Source organism: Shimia litoralis (assembly GCF_005518135.1).
Lineage (GTDB): Bacteria > Pseudomonadota > Alphaproteobacteria > Rhodobacterales > Rhodobacteraceae > Shimia_E > Shimia_E litoralis.
In genome coordinates this window covers 171,496-188,343 of record NZ_SULI01000004.1, presented here as the reverse complement: position 1 = coordinate 188,343, position 16,848 = coordinate 171,496, and the positions used below count along the sequence as shown (strand labels likewise).

General features: G+C 55.1%; 19 protein-coding genes. 10 read left to right on the top strand and 9 right to left on the bottom strand.

The annotated features are described in order from the left end of the window. Positions 1-2: 2 nt before the first annotated feature. Positions 3-707: a glutathione S-transferase family protein gene (locus FAP39_RS05850; RefSeq protein WP_138015452.1), complete on the bottom strand. Its 705-nt coding sequence runs from the start codon at positions 705-707 to the stop codon at positions 3-5. Between the two features lie 73 nt (positions 708-780). Further along, entirely contained in the window at positions 781-1,224 is a 444-nt protein-coding gene (locus tag FAP39_RS05845) for a hypothetical protein (RefSeq protein WP_138015451.1), read from the bottom strand. 76 nt (positions 1,225-1,300) lie between these two features. Between FAP39_RS05845 and FAP39_RS05840 the strand changes: the two genes are divergently transcribed. The 7 genes from FAP39_RS05840 (at position 1,301) to FAP39_RS05810 (ending at position 7,908) form a co-directional block, all read left to right on the top strand. Next, the gene (locus tag FAP39_RS05840) at positions 1,301-1,732 is read left to right on the top strand and encodes a MarR family winged helix-turn-helix transcriptional regulator (RefSeq protein WP_138015450.1); all 432 of its coding nucleotides are present in this window, start codon (positions 1,301-1,303) and stop codon (positions 1,730-1,732) included. 85 nt (positions 1,733-1,817) lie between these two features. Next, positions 1,818-2,606, top strand: a complete 789-nt coding sequence (rpiA, locus tag FAP39_RS05835; protein ID WP_138015449.1) for a ribose-5-phosphate isomerase RpiA — start codon at positions 1,818-1,820, stop codon at positions 2,604-2,606. Positions 2,607-2,615: 9 nt separating this feature from the next. After that, positions 2,616-3,971 (top strand): glutathione-disulfide reductase, encoded by a 1,356-nt coding sequence (gene gor, locus FAP39_RS05830; RefSeq protein ID WP_138015448.1) that lies wholly within the window; start codon positions 2,616-2,618, stop codon positions 3,969-3,971. 65 nt (positions 3,972-4,036) lie between these two features. Beyond that, positions 4,037-5,185 carry an FtsH protease activity modulator HflK gene (gene hflK / locus FAP39_RS05825; protein WP_138015447.1) on the top strand — a complete coding sequence of 383 codons (1,149 nt, stop codon included), beginning with the start codon at positions 4,037-4,039 and terminating at the stop codon, positions 5,183-5,185. Continuing rightward, entirely contained in the window at positions 5,185-6,057 is an 873-nt protein-coding gene (hflC, locus tag FAP39_RS05820) for a protease modulator HflC (RefSeq protein ID WP_138015446.1), read from the top strand. The genes hflK and hflC overlap by 1 nt, the downstream gene beginning before the upstream one ends. After that, entirely contained in the window at positions 6,054-6,251 is a 198-nt protein-coding gene (locus FAP39_RS05815) for a DUF2065 domain-containing protein (RefSeq protein WP_171006784.1), read from the top strand. The genes hflC and FAP39_RS05815 overlap by 4 nt, the downstream gene beginning before the upstream one ends. A 223-nt stretch (positions 6,252-6,474) precedes the next feature. Continuing rightward, positions 6,475-7,908, top strand: coding sequence for a Do family serine endopeptidase (locus FAP39_RS05810; RefSeq protein ID WP_246058968.1), 1,434 nt, complete (start codon positions 6,475-6,477; stop codon positions 7,906-7,908). A gap of 72 nt (positions 7,909-7,980) precedes the next feature. Here the strand turns inward: FAP39_RS05810 and FAP39_RS05805 are convergent, their stop codons facing one another. Continuing rightward, a complete protein-coding gene (locus FAP39_RS05805; protein WP_246058961.1) occupies positions 7,981-8,397 on the bottom strand; it encodes a peptidoglycan-binding domain-containing protein in 417 nt (138 codons plus the stop codon). After that, positions 8,348-8,503 (bottom strand): hypothetical protein, encoded by a 156-nt coding sequence (locus tag FAP39_RS17750; RefSeq protein WP_246058959.1) that lies wholly within the window; start codon positions 8,501-8,503, stop codon positions 8,348-8,350. The genes FAP39_RS05805 and FAP39_RS17750 overlap by 50 nt, the downstream gene beginning before the upstream one ends. Before the next feature lie 310 nt (positions 8,504-8,813). Here FAP39_RS17750 and FAP39_RS05800 point away from each other — a divergent pair, with 310 nt between their 5' ends. Both FAP39_RS05800 and FAP39_RS05795 read left to right on the top strand, forming a co-directional pair. Then, entirely contained in the window at positions 8,814-9,137 is a 324-nt protein-coding gene (locus FAP39_RS05800; protein ID WP_138015444.1) for a 2Fe-2S iron-sulfur cluster-binding protein, read from the top strand. Then, positions 9,137-9,898, top strand: coding sequence for an FG-GAP repeat domain-containing protein (locus FAP39_RS05795; protein ID WP_246058957.1), 762 nt, complete (start codon positions 9,137-9,139; stop codon positions 9,896-9,898). Before FAP39_RS05800 ends, FAP39_RS05795 begins: the two co-directional genes overlap by 1 nt. A gap of 13 nt (positions 9,899-9,911) precedes the next feature. Here FAP39_RS05795 and FAP39_RS05790 read toward each other — a convergent pair whose 3' ends face one another. The 3 genes from FAP39_RS05790 to purD form a co-directional block, all read right to left on the bottom strand. After that, positions 9,912-11,495 (bottom strand): hypothetical protein, encoded by a 1,584-nt coding sequence (locus FAP39_RS05790; protein ID WP_138015443.1) that lies wholly within the window; start codon positions 11,493-11,495, stop codon positions 9,912-9,914. Positions 11,496-11,565: 70 nt separating this feature from the next. Continuing rightward, positions 11,566-12,177, bottom strand: a complete 612-nt coding sequence (locus FAP39_RS05785) for a helix-turn-helix transcriptional regulator (protein WP_246058966.1) — start codon at positions 12,175-12,177, stop codon at positions 11,566-11,568. Positions 12,178-12,400: 223 nt separating this feature from the next. After that, positions 12,401-13,663, bottom strand: coding sequence for a phosphoribosylamine--glycine ligase (purD, locus tag FAP39_RS05780; RefSeq protein WP_138015441.1), 1,263 nt, complete (start codon positions 13,661-13,663; stop codon positions 12,401-12,403). Positions 13,664-13,737: 74 nt separating this feature from the next. Here purD and xseA point away from each other — a divergent pair, with 74 nt between their 5' ends. Next, a complete protein-coding gene (gene xseA, locus FAP39_RS05775) occupies positions 13,738-15,222 on the top strand; it encodes an exodeoxyribonuclease VII large subunit (protein WP_138015440.1) in 1,485 nt (494 codons plus the stop codon). 27 nt (positions 15,223-15,249) lie between these two features. Here xseA and FAP39_RS05770 read toward each other — a convergent pair whose 3' ends face one another. Both FAP39_RS05770 and FAP39_RS05765 read right to left on the bottom strand, forming a co-directional pair. Continuing rightward, entirely contained in the window at positions 15,250-15,642 is a 393-nt protein-coding gene (locus FAP39_RS05770; protein ID WP_138015439.1) for a hypothetical protein, read from the bottom strand. Between the two features lie 32 nt (positions 15,643-15,674). Then, positions 15,675-16,715 (bottom strand): alkane 1-monooxygenase, encoded by a 1,041-nt coding sequence (locus FAP39_RS05765; protein WP_138015438.1) that lies wholly within the window; start codon positions 16,713-16,715, stop codon positions 15,675-15,677. Between the last annotated feature and the right edge of the window lie 133 nt (positions 16,716-16,848).

Sequence of the window (16,848 nt, the reverse complement as noted above, 5' to 3'; positions counted from 1 at the left end):
TGCTACAGAGCCACTCCTTCGGGCGGATTTGGGGCAGTAGGTCGGGTGAACGGGGCCGGTTCCATGCCTTCGGCGGCACAGAGCGCGGCAACGCTGTCACGCGTTTCCAGATTACGGGCGATCGCAGACAGATTTGGCCAGTCCGTAAGGTCGAACCAATCGGTTTGCCCCTGCGGATACAGCGCCATCCAGCGTAGGATGGCCGCCAGATACAACGTGAGAGACGACGGGGCCTGAGTTGAAAACCAACTGTGGTTTTCTGCGGCGAGGCTCTCAAAGAGCGAAAGGCTTTTGCCCAGATTCGCTTGCACTTGTGTGCGCAGGGCAGCTTGGCATGTGGTATCTTCGCCAACATATTTGTCAGGATAAAAAGACATGCGCAGGTTCGGGTGAACTGTGTTGGACATATAAAACAGCCACTTGAGAAATGCCCCACGGTCGCAAGATCCCACAGGTGAGGCCAATCCGCCAAAGCGATCAGACAGCCAAAGCAGGATCGCCCCTGTTTCAAACAGTGGACCGTCTGGCGTTTCCAGCGCGGGAATAAGCCCTGCCGGATTAATGGCCAGATAGGCAGGGCTATTTTGGGCGCGGGTCGAGCGATCTACCAGCACGGTTTCGTATTGCAGCCCCAATTCTTCGAGGGCCAGCCGCACGATCAGCGAGGCATTGTCAGGGGCATAATGAAGGCGCAAAATTTCAGTCATAAAGGCATATTACTGGCCTTGTTTTGCAACTGGTCGGCCTAAAACGACGTTTCCTATCGGAAACGCGCAGGGCCTAGGTTCGTGATAGCTTTCGCGCTCGCAAAGCAAGGCCATCCTTCATGTTGCGTGTTAGCAGCGTGATATTGGTTGCGCCTGCAACAAGTTCCAGAGCTTGTACTGAATAGAACAGGGCATCAAATTGGTCAGCTCTGGCACGTAGAGCTAAGAAAATCGCACTGGGTAGTAGGATCAAGAGACCATTGGCGGCGATAATTTGCATTCTCTTGGATTTACGACCAACTTGCGGCAACTTCCATCCTTTACCAAGCGCAGCACCAGTTGCACCCGCAGTTGTCATCGCTGGAATAAGAACGATCATCCCGAAAAGAACACCGGTTTTAACGCTCGCGATGGTGGCGTGACTCGCAAAGAGTTCACTCAGCACTGTGCTGATCCAAAAGGTCGAAATTGTCAGTAAGGCAATGCCGCCTGAAAGGGCGTGTATCTTGAGTTTCATGTGGTCTCTCCTATTGAATAGCATGCTATGTAAAATGCGATTGAATAGCTGGCTATGCAATTGCACATTTGTGCACATGAGTTTTACAAAAATGCACTCGGCCGGATATCTGGCCAACCATTTCGCGCGACTGATGGCGGTCGGGCTGCAACGACGCCTTAAACCTCTTGGTTTGGCGCCCGCCCAATTCATGGTGCTGCTTGAGCTGTGGGACCGTGATGGGCAGACCCAAGCCGAGCTTGTTGTGGGGTTGGATGTCGAGCAAGCGACAATGGCGAATACGCTGTCTCGGATGGAGCGTGATGAGTTGGTGACGCGCAACCCGAGTGATGAGGATAAGCGCGTCAAGATCATCCGTTTGACCGAAAGGGCCAAGAAGCTGCGCGTGCCGGCCCAAAAAGCAGCATACGATCAGAACATGCATGCCTTGTCTGATTTGGATGAAAATGAACAATTTCAGCTGGTTCAATTGATGCAGAGGGCGGTTTCCACCCTTAAGCGGCGCTAGTTAAGACGGTTTTGCGTGATTTCCCCATAGCCCCCCGAACGCTTCTTTCCTATAACTCTGGCAACACGAACAGGGGAGTCGCGCCATGACCGGAGAATTGTCACCCATAGACAAAGCCAAATTCGTCGCAGCCAAGAAGGCCGCCGAGTACGTCGAGGATGGCATGCGTGTCGGGCTTGGAACCGGGTCTACTGCCGCGTGGTTGGTGCGGTGTCTCGGGGAAATGGTGCGTGACGAGGGGTTGCGTATCAAGGGTGTCCCCACATCGACGCGCACAGCCGAGTTGGCACGCGAAGTCGGAATCGAAGTGATCAGTCTGGATTCGGCCAAGTGGTTGGATTTGACCATTGACGGCGCAGACGAATTCGACGGCAACATGAACCTTATCAAAGGGGGCGGTGGGGCGCTGTTGCAAGAAAAGATCGTTGCGACCGCCAGTGACCAGATGGTGGTGATCGCCGATATCGGCAAAGAGGTTGAAACACTTGGCGCGTTCCCTCTGCCCGTAGAAGTGATCCCGTTTGGGTGGCAAACCACGCAGGCCTTGATCGAAGAAACGCTGGTCAGCATGGATGTTCTAGGACGTACATCGACCCTGCGTATGAATGGCCAAAGCCCGTTTGTGACCGACGAAGGCAACCATATTCTTGATCTGCATCTTAATCGAATTGGCGATGCGCGTCAGTTGTCGATGGTTTTGAACCAGATGCCCGGTGTGGTTGAAAACGGCCTGTTCGTTGATATCTGTGACGTAGTTGTGATCGGCTATGGGGATGGACGTGTCGAAGTGCGAGACATAAATGCCGGAACAATCGAAGAGAGTATGCTCGACTTTGCCGAGCCGGATAATCTCTTCACTGATCTGGTAGACTAAGGACGAAACATGGCTTTTGATTATGATCTGTTTGTCATCGGTGGTGGATCCGGTGGCGTTCGGGCCGCACGGGTGGCTGCTCAAGAAGGCGCCAAAGTCGCGCTGGCTGAAGAAGACCGATATGGCGGCACCTGCGTGATCCGCGGATGCGTGCCCAAAAAACTCATGGTGTTTGCCAGCGAATACGCCGACATGGTCGAAGATGCCCAAGCGTATGGGTGGGATATCAAGCCCGGAAAGTTTGACTGGAATGTCTTTCGCGGCAAGCTCTATGCAGAGCTGGATCGCTTGGAGAACGTGTATCGCGGTATCCTGAAAAACAATGGTGTCGACACATTTGACCAACGCGCCAAACTGGCCGACGCGCATACGGTTGAATTGGCCGATGGCACGCAAAAAACTGCCAAGCACATCTTGCTGGCAACAGGCGGCCGTCCGGTGAAGCTTGATATGCCGGGTGCTGAACTTGGCATCACGTCAAACGACATTTTCCATCTCGAGAAAATGCCAAAGAATATTCTGATCGTTGGTGGGGGGTATATCGCCAGCGAGTTTGCAGGCATCTTGAATGGCCTAGGTGTTGAGGTCACACAGTATTATCGCGGGGCACAAATCCTGCGTGGATTTGATGACGAGGCACGTGGCTTGGTCAGTGACGAGATGTGCCAAAAGGGGATCAATCTTCATTTGGGCACCAACATTGTCAGAATGCACAAAGAGGGTGACCAAATCCGTGTGGTTGCCACCAACGGCGACGAAACGCTGTTTGATCACGTGATGTTTGCAACGGGCCGCGTTGCGAATGCGGATGATCTGGGCCTAGAGGCTTTGGGTGTCGCGCGTGGACGCAAAGGCGAAGTGATTGTCGATGACTATAGTCAAACGGCTGTACCCTCGGTGTACGCCGTGGGCGATATTACGGATCGCGTAAACCTGACACCTGTTGCGATCCGTGAAGGTATGGCGTTTGTCGAAACGGTCATCAAAGGCAACCCGACCAAGCCGGATCACACGCTTATTCCGACAGCCATTTTCACCCAACCCGAGATGGGGACCGTCGGTCTGTCAGAAGAAGCCGCGCGCGAGCAAGAGCCGATCGAGGTCTATGCGACCAGCTTTAAGCCGATGCAACAAAGCTTTGCAGGGCGCAGCGAGCGGGTCCTGATGAAATTGGTCGTCAGCCAGAAGACACGCAAGGTATTGGGGTGTCATATCGTGGCGCCCGGCGCAGGCGAAATGATCCAGCTGGCAGGTATCGCGGTAAAAATGGGTGCAACGAAAGAAGACTTTGATCGCACCGTAGCCGTGCATCCGACCATGTCGGAAGAATTGGTAACAATGAAGACTCCCGTAAGAACGGGTTGAATTTTCCCCTTGCGCGCCACAGGTATGAGGCTGCGCATGGGAACAACGGAAGGGGATACACCTTTATGTCAGGTAACAATGGCGGCCCTTGGGGTGGCGGTGGAAATCAAGGCGGCGGTGACAATCGCGGCAACAACAATGGCGGTGGCGGCGGTGGCCGTGATCCCAAAGATGATGGTCCGCAGATTCCAGATATCGATGAGCTGATGAAAAAAGGCCAAGATCAACTGCGCGTCCTGATGGGCGGTCGTGGTGGCAACGGCAGCAATGGCGCTGGCGGTGGTCAATCCGGAGGGCGGCGTCCTTCTGGTGGCGGACTGTCTAAGGGGACAGTTCTGTTGGGAACCGCTGCCGCAGTCGTTCTTTGGGGTTTGGCAAGTTTCTATACCGTGCGCCCAGAAGAACAGTCGGTAGAATTGTTCCTTGGAGAATACAAATCTACGGGCCTACCTGGTCTGAACTTTGCGCCTTGGCCTTTGGTCACGGCGGAAATTGTACCGGTAACGCGCGAGCAAACCGAAGACATCCCGTCGTCGGGCCGAGCAACCGAAGGTTTGATGCTGACGGGTGACGAAAATATCGTCGACATCGACTTTCAGGTCGTGTGGAACATCTCTGATCCAGCTCAGTTCCTGTTTAACTTGCGTGATCCCAAACAAACGATTCAAGCGGTGTCTGAATCCGCGATGCGCGAAATTATCGCGCAGTCCGAGCTGGCGCCAATCCTGAACAGAGACCGTGGGATCATCGCGGACCGTCTCGAGGAGTTGATCCAGTCCACCCTTGATAGCTATGATTCGGGCGTGAACATTGTGCGGGTCAACTTTGACGGTGCCGATCCCCCCGAGCCCGTAAAAGACAGCTTCCGCGAGGTACAATCTGCCTCGCAAGAGCGTGACCGTCTTGAGAAACAAGCAGACGCCTATGCAAACCGCAAACTTGCGGGGGCACGTGGTGAAGCCGCACAGATTCTTGAAGAAGCAGAAGCTTACCGTGCACAAGTCGTGAACGAAGCCGAAGGTGAAGCCAGCCGCTTTACAGCTGTTCTTGGAGAATACCAGAAGGCGCCAGAGGTTACGCGGAAACGTTTGTATCTGGAAACCATGGAAGAGGTCCTTGGCCGCGTAGACAAGGTCATTCTGGATGACACCGAAGGCAATCAGGGCGTTGTGCCGTATCTGCCTTTGAATGAACTGCGTAAGGGAGACAAGTGATGCGGAAAACAACCTATCTTTTGCCGATCCTCGTCATTCTGGTCGCAGCCGCTTTGTCGTCGGTGTTCATCGTGGACGAACGTGAGAAGGCGCTCGTGCTTCAGTTCGGCCGCGTTGTCACAGTCAAAGAAGATCCCGGATTGGCGTTCAAAATTCCACTTATTCAAGAAGTTGTCGCCTATGACGACCGTATCCTGAGCCGTGAAGTGGGACCTTTGGAAATTACCCCGCTTGATGACCGTCGTTTGGTTGTGGACGCGTTCGCACGGTATCGGATTGCCGATGTCAAACAGTTCCGCCAAGCCGTAGGTACTGGCGGTATCGAATTGGCCGAGCGTCGTTTGGACAACATTTTGCGGGCGCAAACCCGTGAAGTTCTTGGTTCTGTGTCCTCAAACGATATCTTGTCGTCTGATCGTGCCACGTTGATGCTGCGTATTCGGAATGCCGCAATTTCCGAAGCACGTGGTCTTGGCCTTGAAGTGATTGACGTGCGTCTTAAGCGTACCGACTTGCCGCAAGCCAACCTCGAAGCCACCTTCTCGCGGATGCGCGCCGAGCGTGAACGCGAAGCCGCAGATGAAATCGCGCGTGGTGAAGAAGCCGCGCAACGTGTGCGGGCGCAGGCTGATCGGACCGTGGTTGAATTGGTCTCTGATGCCAAGCGGGAATCAGAAATCGCGCGTGGTGAAGCGGACGCAAAGCGGAACGCAATTTTTGCCACAGCTTATGGCGCCGATCAGGAGTTCTTTGAGTTCTATCGGACCCTGAATGCCTATCGTGGTGCTCTGAACGAGAACAACACCACAATGGTCATGTCGCCTGATGGTGATTTCTTTAACTATCTGAAAACTGCTTTGCCTGATCAATGATTGGCATCGCACTATTAGCGATCGGCCTTGTGCTGATCATCGAGGGGCTGGTGTATGCACTGGCCCCTTCGCTTGTCGAGGATCTGTTGGAAGCACTGCGTGCGCTTCCAGAGAGCCAACGCCGCACGATGGGCCTTGTGGCAATGGCATTGGGTGTCGTTCTGGTTTGGATGGCGAAATCTCTCGGGGCCTAAATTCAGGCGCGTGATATAACAGGATGGAAAACGTCGTTGCACGTGGTGGTAACGGGGGTTTCACATCTAATTGTCTGCGTGAGAGGGACGGTGAGTTGCACATAGCCCAACCTGCATTACATTAGAGACCAGCATGGTGCCCCGTTTGTGTGGGGCATCACCCCGTATCAATACAGGAGATTTGGGAGTGAACACTCAGGCAATCGCAATAGGGCGCCAGCACATGGCGCAGATGCGACTCATTTGGATTTCAGCTCTGGCATTTGTGTTGGTGCTCGCGCAGGCCCTTGTCGCGCAAGCCCGTCCAGATAGTTTTGCTGATTTGGCCGAGAAGATCAGCCCGGCCGTTGTCAATATCACGACGTCCACCGTCGTGGCAGGCCGCACTGGCCCGCAAGGCATTGTCCCAGAAGGCAGTCCTTTTGAAGATTTTTTCAATGAATTTCAGAACCGGCAAGGCGATGGCGACAAACCACGGCGCACGTCCGCGTTGGGCTCTGGCTTTGTGATCTCAGAAGATGGATATGTCGTTACAAATAACCACGTTATTGATGGTGCCGATGAAATCCTGATTGAATTCTTTTCTGGCGAAGAACTTCCGGCAAAAGTGGTGGGCAAAGACGCCAATACCGATATTGCGCTTCTCAAAGTTGAGTCTGACAAGCCGCTTTCTTTTGTGAGCTTTGGCGACAGTGACACAGCCCGTGTCGGCGACTGGGTTCTGGCGATGGGGAACCCTCTTGGGCAAGGGTTCTCGGTATCGTCTGGAATCGTGTCCGCCCGTAATCGCGCGCTTTCGGGAAGCTATGATGACTATATCCAGACCGATGCCGCAATCAATCGCGGGAACTCTGGTGGGCCGTTGTTCAACATGGATGGGGATGTCGTAGGGGTAAACACCGCGATTCTGTCGCCAAATGGCGGGTCAATCGGCATCGGCTTTTCAATGGCATCCAACGTCGTGACGAAGGTTGTAGATCAGCTGAAAGAATATGGCGAAACGCGTCGTGGTTGGTTGGGCGTCCGCATTCAGAACGTGTCCGAGGACATGGTGGATGCGATCGAAGGGTTGGAAACAGCCGAAGGTGCTATGATCACGGATGTGCCCGAGGGACCTGCGCTCGAAGCTGGGATGCTGGCTGGCGATGTGATCCTAAGCTTTGATGGTCAAAACGTTTCTGATGTGCGCGGTTTGGTGCGCGTGGTCGGAAATACCGAGGTTGGCAGCACCGTGCGAGTGACTGTGTTGCGCGATGGCAAGACGCAAACCCTAAAGGTAACGCTGGGTCGCCGCGAGGCTGCTGAGGGGACCGCTGGAAACAATGGATCTTCCGAGGCACCGGTGGAAAAGCAGGCTGACAAGATGATCCTTGGCTTGACTGTGGGTCCCTTGACCGATGCGTTGCGCGGCGAACTTGGCATCGACAGCAATATGAGCGGTCTGGTGGTTAAAGACGTCGACGAAATGTCGGCGGCCTATGAAAAAGGGCTGCGCGCGGGGGATGTCTTGACAGAGGCAAGCCAGCAAAAGCTCACGTCCGTGGCTGATCTTGAGGATCGGATATCAGAAGCCAAAGAGGCAGGGCGCAAATCTTTGCTGCTTTTGGTGCGCCGTGCGGGCGAGCCCCGTTTCGTGGCCCTGAATATCCAAGAGTAACCAAATGAAAACAACAAGGGGCGCAGTTGTGTGCCCCTTGTTTCCCTGACAGCGTCGCACAACTGATGTGGGTTACGCAGGATCGCGCTCTACGGCCACCAGCCCCAACTGACGCGCAGCTTCCAAGGTCAAGATTGAACTGTTCAGGCCTTGTGGTTCTTGAAATCGACGGATTGCGGCCCGCGTACGTTTGTCCATTTGCCCCGAAATAGGTCCATAGAAATGGCCGCGCGCTTTGAGAGCACGTTGCACCGATGCCGTGAATTCTTCGGTCCAGACATCTTGGCAGGGCGTTTCAAACCATGTTTCACGCCGTTCCTTGACGATGCGTTGCTGGGTTTCGCTACGGTAGATGGCCTGGCTGATAACTGTGCCGTCCGCCTGTACTTCGGCGGGTTGAATAATGACTTGTTCGGTTACGGTTTCGATGATTGCAGGATCAACCTGTCGCCGCCCCCGGAGGCGCTGCAGCCTGCGTGCGCACGACATCCGGTTCCCCCAAAGCCCCAAGATCAGGCGCAATACCGCTTGCCTGATCGCAGGCCGCCACGAGCCCGAAGGCCAATACTGGCAGGGTGGGGAAACGAAGTGTCATGCTCTAGCCTTTGGCGCCCTCGTGCGGGGTGTTTAGGTCTTCTTAGCTGTTTTTGTCTCATCTCAAAAGCGTAATGCGTGAGGAAATGTTGTGGCGTTGGCCCGTGATGCGCCAAATGGTAAATTGGGCAGGTCCAAAGGCGTCGGGACCAGAGGTGGAAATTGGCCGCGTCCTCTTGAGGAGCCAAACCGAATTGGGTCGACATGGACGCAGATCACAAGGAATTCAGTGGCAAAGTACAAAAGGGGCTGGAAGGTGGCGCAGAGCAAGATTAGATGTGGGGAAATTCTTGCAAGGAAAGTGCGCAGACATGCCTAAAATTACTTATGTCGAACACAACGGTACCGAGCACGTTGTAGATGTCGCCAATGGCCTGACCGTTATGGAAGGGGCTCGTGATAACAATATTCCGGGCATTGAGGCGGATTGTGGCGGTGCCTGTGCATGTTCGACATGCCATGTGTATCTTCACCCGGATTGGGTCGAGAAAGTTCCCGCCAAAGACGACATGGAAGAAGACATGCTGGACTTTGCCTTTGAACCTGATGCCGCACGTTCGCGCCTGACATGTCAGATCAAGGTGACGGATGCGTTGGACGGCCTGGTCGTGCAAATGCCTGAAAAGCAAATCTGATGTGGAACGGGGCGCGGCGTCTCGGTGTGCGCGCCCTGAAAACACACGCGCGCCGCGTGCGGCACGTCTTGAGCGCGTGGCTGGCTGTTATGGCCTTGGGGGCTGTGGCAAATGCCGAAATCATGTCCGCAACCTATGCAGACCCCACGACGCGATACGATCACGGCATTCTTGGAGACGCAATCGAGTTTGAAAGCTTGGTTCTAAAGTTGGGTGACGGGCGCACCGTGCGCATTCGCTTGCCCGACACGCGTGTCTTTGAGGATGTGGCACCCCGATTAGCCGATGTTGACGGAGATGGTGCCCCAGAGGTGATCGCGATTGAGACCGATCTTTCAAAAGGCGCACGCCTTTCGGTTTATGGTGCACAAGGGTTGATTGCAGCGACACCGTTTATCGGACGTACGCACAGATGGCTTGCGCCCATCGGAGCAGCGGATTTGGATGGAGATGGCCAGATCGAGCTTGCGTATATAGACCGCCCACACCTCGCGCGCACGCTTAGGGTCTGGCGTTTTCAGGGCGGGGCGCTTGTGCATCTTTGGGATCAGCAAGGGCTGACCAATCACAAAATTGGGCAAGACTATATTTCAGGGGGGCTTCGCGCGTGTGAGGCCAAGATTGAGATGATCACGGTCAATCGTGATTGGAGCCGGATCATGGCCACATCATTTGATGGCACACGCACTCACAGTCGTGACATTGGCGCGTATCGTGGCCGCGCGAGTCTGGTGACAGCATTGGCCTGTCCAAGCGAATAATCCGAACAGCAAATTAGTGCGTATACGTCGACGCGCAAAAGCGGAATCGCTCTTGGGCATCTCGTGATATACCCAAGACAACCAGCAAGTTTGGCGTGATCCGCCCCTCAGAGTTGCTTTGACCGAGCAGCTGTTCATGGGCGCGCATTATTCCTTTGCGGGTATTGCCGCCCGGAGAACCGTCGGGCCGCCCTACGTTGATCCCCAGCGCGTTCAACTTTGCCTGAACTTGGCGTACAAGTTCTGGGTTTGCGTCATCCAGAACCCCGCAATATTCCGCAGGGGTCGTGATTTGCGCGGCGGTTAATGGTACCGGCGCAAAATGCCAGTAATCGTCTTTTGCGAACTCGCGCACGTAGGCCAACAGCGCCCCGCGATGGGCGAAATCCTTGATCGCGATGCCCAGTTCAGTGTTATCTATGCCCACTGCGATCGAGTCCATCTGGTCATAGTATTTCAGCGTTGTGGGCTTTTGCATGAAGGACACCTGCCCATATCCAGATAGCCCGCAATAGGTCGGACCACAGACGTGTGTGTTCCAAGTGTTGTCGGGTTGGCGAATGCCCATACAGGCAAAATTCCGACCTGCTTCAAAGGTGATAAAGCTGTTCACGTCAACTTGAAGGTTGTGGATGATATCCATGCTCGAGGTCTTATGCATCGCGCGAAATTGTTGACCACAATAGGCCAACGCGGCCCCGCGCGTTGCCGAAAGCGCGCCAACCAGATCGGATTGCGTGTCCTTAGCCTTTGCAATCAGGTGAATATGCTCGCCGGCCATCTCGATTGGGCCCAATCGGTGCATCGCGTTTGCGGGCGTTGCATACATCGCATCCAGCAGGCCAATCGAGACACCCGATTGCAAGAACAGTTGCGTGACCCGATTGGTTGATGTCGACAGAAGAGCAAGGATCGTGTTCACCTCTGATGCCGAATATGTTCTTTCCGGTAAGGTGAGAGCAGGTTGGTGCACGCCAAGTTGCGCGGTGATATGCGCGAAACGACGGGGAAAGAAAAATCCTTCGTATGTTGTGAGACCTGCCAGAAAGACCAGAGCACAAGCACTTTCACACCGCGTGTTTCCACCAAGAACGGTCACAAAGTTCTCGGCGCGGACCAGTTCCGCCATGCGGAGCGCCTCTGCAAAATTTCCGCCAGGCGAATCCAGTGAAATGACATTGGTAAAGGGGCAGTATCCAGCCGACAAACAGTTTGAAAGCCCGGCATCACGCACCAGTGCCGCGAGACGATCCGCATCCCCTTTGGCGATCTGCCCCGACACATGCACGACGCGCCCCGCGCGCAGACTTCCGAATGCGGCGGGCATATGAAGCGTTTCATAGGTGTGCGCACCGTCACCCGATAGCCCTCCATCAAAGGCCCAACGCCATTTTTCGGTCAGCACATCCAAGTTCGGGGGCGGGCCATATCTCTGAATCATACCGTCCGCGCCAATATAGGCCGGATTCAGGTTCAAAAGCCGTAACCGCCCGTCATCATAGGGGTTCTGTGGCAAAATTCGAATATCGGCAGCAAAGCTTGGAACGGCGATCCAGCATGTCAAAACCAGAGCGAGCAGGCGGGAAAGAATACGCATTAAGCCTCCGAGCATCGTGTCAGTGCCCCAAGGTTACAGTGCAATCGCAAGAATACAAATGCCCAGATTGTTATCGGTTGGTGCTGGTTGATGCGATATGGTTGCTGCCGATGGCGCCAAGCGACTGAAACAAGCCTGCGGTATTGCTGGCACCGAATTTTTTGAGCAGGTTCGCGCGGTGGACCTCCACTGTGCGATTGGACATCTGGAGCTTGATCGCGATTTCCTTGCTGGTCAGGCCTTCCCCCATCAATGAAAACACTTCGCGCTCTCGCCGTGTCAAAGGGTGATAGGGGCGCGAGTCACTGAGGTCGGCAAAGCTCCAGACTGCGCGTGTCAAAGGGTCTTCGGGCGTAAAGGAATGCCCCCGAACCCGACACCAAAACAGATCGCCCCCGTTGCGCATCATCACGCGTTCATCCCAATACTGGTTGGTCTCGCGTAATTCTTGGATGCCACGGTGTCGGATGTTCGCGAATTCTTCCTGTGTTGGATATAGGGTCGCAAACGTGTGATCCTGCAATTCTTCGCGTTCATATCCAAACATTGCCGCAAAGGTTGGGTTGCAGTCTCTGATAACTCTGCTTTCAGTCACTACCAAGCCAATGGGTGCATAGGCGAATGCCAAATTCGCAAAGTCGCGGTCCTGATAGGCTGCGTCAATTGAGGGTAAGTCAGAGATGGTGTGGCCTCGAAAATCTGTTGATTTCCTGTACGATAGACCGTGTCTGGCCAGTGCGCAATTTGTTTGACCATGTTGGTGCATGCAAACCTGGCACATGTGATTGCCGCGCTTGCCACAGGGCGCAATCTGCGATTCAGCAGCGTTGCATGCCAACGAGCGTTATGCTGCTCTCACCTCGAAGCAAGAGCAGCCCTGAGCCGAGCGCAGGCCGGGTTTTGGTTTAGAGAGCACGCCACCCGATGTCAGACCGATAGAACCCTTCTGGCCAGTCGATTTGATCCACCATGGCATAGGCGCGATCACGGGCGTCCTTTAGGCTGGAGCCGCGCGCCGTCACATTCAGAACACGTCCACCAGTTGCGGTAATCATCCCGTCTTTGGCCGTGGTGCCCGCATGAAATACCATGTTTTTACTGTCCTGCGGAATATCCCCTAGGCCCTTGATGACAGTTCCCTTTTCATACGACCCGGGATAGCCATTTGCGGCCATGACAACGGTAATGGCGTGGTCATCCCCCCAGTTCACCTGCGTATCAGCCAATCGTTCTTCGGCGGCGGCTTGCAGCAGATCAAGCGCTTGTGCACCTAGGCGCATCATCAGAACCTGACATTCAGGGTCGCCAAAGCGTACGTTGTATTCGACCAGACGCGGCTGACCGTCTTTGATCATCAATCCCACATACAGAACACCTTGGTATGGGGTGCCGCGTTTGGCCATTTCATCGATGGTGGGTTGGACAATCTGATCAAGCGCTTTTTGCGCAATGTCATCCGTCAGAACCGGAGCCGGAGAATAGGCGCCCATGCCGCCAGTATTTGGGCCGGTATCACCTTCGCCCACACGTTTGTGGTCTTGGGCTGTCCCAACCGGCAATGCGGTTTTACCATCACACAGAATAAAGAACGACGCTTCCTCGCCCTCCATGAATTCCTCGATCACGACCTCTGCGCCCGCGCCGCCAAATGCACCGCCAAACATGTCATCAATGGCCTCAAGGGCTGTGGCTTCGTCCATGGCGACGATCACGCCTTTGCCTGCGGCCAGCCCATCCGCCTTGACCACGATTGGCGCGCCGTTTTTGCGGATATGCGCTTTGGCCGCATCCGCATCGGTAAAGTGACCATAGGCCGCTGTAGGAGCGTTAGCTGCATCACAGATTTCTTTGGTAAAGCTCTTGGAGGCTTCCAGACGTGCGGCGGCCTCTGAGGGGCCAAAGACCAGAACACCCGCATCACGCAGGCGATCCGCAACCCCGTTGGCCAAAGGGGCTTCTGGGCCGATGATCACAAAGTCGATGGCGTTTTCTTCGACAAAGTTTACCACCGCGGTGCCGTTGTCGATGTCAAAGCTTGCACAATCGGCGATCTGGGCAATACCGGCGTTTCCGGGGGCGACGATCAGCTTGTCGCATTTCGGGTTTTGCATCACTGCCCATGCCAGCGCATGCTCGCGTCCACCGCTGCCGAGAATAAGAATGTTCATGGGATGCCCCTTCTGCTTGGCCTTCGTCTTTGGGCGTTCTAAGCTGTGCCGAGCAGTTGCACAAGCGAGGCCAAATGTCCGACCTCATCGATTCTCCAGCCGAGGGCGAAAATGCCCCCGAATTTAGCGTCACCGAAATTTCGAGCGCGCTCAAACGCACCATCGAAGGTGCCTTTGGGCGTGTCCGCGTGCGGGGCGAAGTGGGCCGCACCATGTTGGCCCGTTCGGGGCATTTGTATTTTGATGTCAAAGATGATCGGTCGGTGATCGCCGCCGTCAGTTGGAAGGGGCAGGTGTCACGTCTGTCTGTCATGCCCGAAGAGGGTATGGAAGTGATCGTGACCGGCAAGCTGACCACATTTGGATCCCAATCCAAATATCAACTGAATGTGGATGATGTGACCGTTGCGGGCGAAGGCGCCCTGATGGCCATGCTCGAAAAACGCAAGAAGCTGCTGGCCGCAGAAGGATTGTTTGACCAAAGCCGCAAGGCCCCGCTGCCGTATTTGCCAGAGGTCATCGGGGTTGTGACCTCGCCCAGCGGTGCTGTCATTCGCGATATTTTGCACCGGTTGCGGGATCGCTTTCCGCGCAAGGTGTTGATTTGGCCAGTCGCTGTGCAAGGCGACCAATGTGCCCCACAAGTGGCCCGCGCCATCGAAGGGTTTAACAAACTGTCGGTTGGCGGTGCCATGCCGCGCCCTGATTTGTTGATCGTGGCGCGTGGTGGCGGCAGTATCGAGGACCTCTGGGGATTTAACGAAGAAATTGTCGCCCGCGCGGCGGCGGCGTCTGACATCCCGTTGATTTCGGCAGTTGGTCACGAAACCGATACCACGCTTATTGATTTTGTCTCGGATCGGCGTGCCCCCACGCCGACAGCGGCTGCTGAAATGGCGGTTCCTGTCCGGCTTGACCTGATGGGGTGGGTCGATGAACAGGGTGCGCGGCTGACGCGGGCCATGGGTGATGGGGTGACGCGTCGGGGTCAGCGCCTTCAGGATGTGGCGCGTGCCTTGCCCCGTGCTGACAGTTTGCTGCAAACTCCGTCGCAACGTCTGGATCACATCGCAAACCGGTTGCCACAGGCGCTTATTGCGGGTGTGCAAACCCGCAAGGTGGCGCTGAGCCAGTCAAGCGGGTCGCTGCGGGCATCGACCTTGACACGTATGATCGACACCAAGCGTCAAGCATTGGGACGTCGTGCAGACCGTTTGAGCGCCGCGACCTTGGTGCGTGAAAATCTGCGTCGGCGCGACAAGCTCGAGGCCCTGTCTCGGCGGCTGTCAGATACCGGGCAGCGACAGGTGCGCACACTCTCAGATAAACTTGAGCATCTGGAACGGATGCGTACCACGCTTGGGTATCAAGCCACGCTTGATCGTGGGTACGCAGTTGTTTGGGGCGATAATAAAGTCGTGACCGATTCCGTTTCGGCCAAGAAGGCATCCGAGATTGAAATTCAATTTGCGGACAAACGGATCAAGCTTGGGGGGAAGTCTCCTGTCAAGAAACCAGCAAAACCACAGGATAAACCCGACCAAGGCAGCCTTTTTTAGGGCAGGGCATCGCCGTGGTCATGTGGCCTAGACCCCGACTTCGGGTCCAAGGCAGAGCATTTGCGTGTCGCCATGATCCACTTCGTACAAGTTGGTTGCGGTGCTGTCTGAGGTGAACTCGGCCAGCAACTTGCCGCCTCTCAAAAAGAACTTCCAGCATTGCGGGGCAGGGTTGTCTTCATACACAAAGCAAATGCTCTGATGATCTGGATACCAATAGCCCTCTTTGCATTTACCATCCAGAAAAGACCAGCGGACACCTCGGTTCGATAGATATTCTTCGGCCCCATAGTGCTGACCGTTATTGCCATAAAACAAGGTCTTGCCCTGCGTATATGCGTCGAATTGCGGTCCGGTCATAGGTGTTTCGGCCAATGCAGGCAGACCAAGGCAGATCAAAAGCGTACAGAGTGTTTTCATGCAGGGATGTTGGCCCAGCATGGGACGTGAATCTAGGGGATGGTGTGTGATTGGCGCAAAGCTGCCAATTTCGGGTCCATCACTGCGCGCCATTTTTGTGGCCAAAGCGCCAAAAGCCCCATAACGGGCAGGGAACGGGGCAACGTGGGCATCTCTGTCGGATCAAGATCCAGAGACGGATATGTCTTGAGCGGATGCATGTGATGGTCTGAATGTCGGGGCGCGTTCAGCATAAGGGCGCTTGAAAAGAATTGGGGTGCGTTCCAGCTGTGTTGTGCAGAGACTGGTCCAAATCGGCCGTCCGCACCGCGTTCGCGTGCAAGGCCATAGTGCTGAACATAATCAGAGATCAGCAATTGCATTTGGGCATATCCGGTGAGCAACACCAGTGCAACTAAACCGCCAAGGCCCATGACGGCATGGGTCAAATACGCGACACACAGGCCTCCGGCGATATACGTCACATAGGGGTGGCTCCAGAAATGCGGCGGTGTGGTCTTGCGCGCGCGCAGACGTGTTTCGGCCATCCAGCCTTTGCAAAATGATCCGACCCAAGCACGCATCCAAAACTGATAAAAGTTCTGGCCTTTTGCGGGGCTATTTGGGTCCATCGGAGTCGCAACCCAAACATGATGAACTTTGGGATGTGCCGAGGCATGATGCCCAAATAGCAACGATATATAGACGGCTTTGCCAAGTCGGCGCGGCCATTTCGCCTGTTTGTGGATCAACTCGTGCGCGTTGGCATTGCTGACCTGTCCAAAGAACAAGCCAAATGCAAAGAAGCACGCGACGCGCTCGGTCCAGCTCAAACCACTGGGGCCTGCCAGCGCATAAAGAGCAATGCACAGTAAAACCAGATGGGACAGGCCCAGAAAAATGGCGAGCTCCTCGCCGACAGGAAATTCACCCGACGCAGCCCGACGTGCCACGGTCCCGTGCACGATGCGATCCATGAAATAGGTAAACCCGGTTAGATAGATCAACGCCACAGCACACCAGAGGCCCCCAACGGTGCCAGCCATCGCTAGAAAAAGAACAGGTGATATGGTGGCAATGGAAAACCAGAGCATTGTAGCGCCTCGTGACACGTTCCAGTGATCCATAGTTTGCTCACAGGTTGCGCATGGATACAATGAGGGGTGAGGTTCAAAGGAAACAGAATTCCTAACGCATACGGGCGTATGCATGTCGCTTTTGACCACG

Bases quoted from the DNA above. Each gene is read 5' to 3' on its own strand.
- FAP39_RS17750 (WP_246058959.1), bottom strand. From the start codon at position 8,503: ATGACACTTCGTTTCCCCACCCTGCCAGTATTGGCCTTCGGGCTCGTG.
- xseA (WP_138015440.1), top strand. From the start codon at position 13,738: ATGTCCGACCTCATCGATTCTCCAGCCGAGGGCGAAAATGCCCCCGAA.
- FAP39_RS05845 (WP_138015451.1), bottom strand. From the start codon at position 1,224: ATGAAACTCAAGATACACGCCCTTTCAGGCGGCATTGCCTTACTGACA.
- gor (WP_138015448.1), top strand. From the start codon at position 2,616: ATGGCTTTTGATTATGATCTGTTTGTCATCGGTGGTGGATCCGGTGGC.
- FAP39_RS05795 (WP_246058957.1), top strand. From the start codon at position 9,137: ATGTGGAACGGGGCGCGGCGTCTCGGTGTGCGCGCCCTGAAAACACAC.
- FAP39_RS05770 (WP_138015439.1), bottom strand. From the start codon at position 15,642: ATGAAAACACTCTGTACGCTTTTGATCTGCCTTGGTCTGCCTGCATTG.
- FAP39_RS05790 (WP_138015443.1), bottom strand. From the start codon at position 11,495: ATGCGTATTCTTTCCCGCCTGCTCGCTCTGGTTTTGACATGCTGGATC.
- FAP39_RS05840 (WP_138015450.1), top strand. From the start codon at position 1,301: ATGAGTTTTACAAAAATGCACTCGGCCGGATATCTGGCCAACCATTTC.
- hflK (WP_138015447.1), top strand. From the start codon at position 4,037: ATGTCAGGTAACAATGGCGGCCCTTGGGGTGGCGGTGGAAATCAAGGC.
- FAP39_RS05815 (WP_171006784.1), top strand. From the start codon at position 6,054: ATGATTGGCATCGCACTATTAGCGATCGGCCTTGTGCTGATCATCGAG.
- purD (WP_138015441.1), bottom strand. From the start codon at position 13,663: ATGAACATTCTTATTCTCGGCAGCGGTGGACGCGAGCATGCGCTGGCA.
- FAP39_RS05765 (WP_138015438.1), bottom strand. From the start codon at position 16,715: ATGCTCTGGTTTTCCATTGCCACCATATCACCTGTTCTTTTTCTAGCG.
- hflC (WP_138015446.1), top strand. From the start codon at position 5,185: ATGCGGAAAACAACCTATCTTTTGCCGATCCTCGTCATTCTGGTCGCA.
- FAP39_RS05805 (WP_246058961.1), bottom strand. From the start codon at position 8,397: ATGTCGTGCGCACGCAGGCTGCAGCGCCTCCGGGGGCGGCGACAGGTT.
- FAP39_RS05810 (WP_246058968.1), top strand. From the start codon at position 6,475: ATGGCGCAGATGCGACTCATTTGGATTTCAGCTCTGGCATTTGTGTTG.
- FAP39_RS05800 (WP_138015444.1), top strand. From the start codon at position 8,814: ATGCCTAAAATTACTTATGTCGAACACAACGGTACCGAGCACGTTGTA.
- FAP39_RS05850 (WP_138015452.1), bottom strand. From the start codon at position 707: ATGACTGAAATTTTGCGCCTTCATTATGCCCCTGACAATGCCTCGCTG.
- rpiA (WP_138015449.1), top strand. From the start codon at position 1,818: ATGACCGGAGAATTGTCACCCATAGACAAAGCCAAATTCGTCGCAGCC.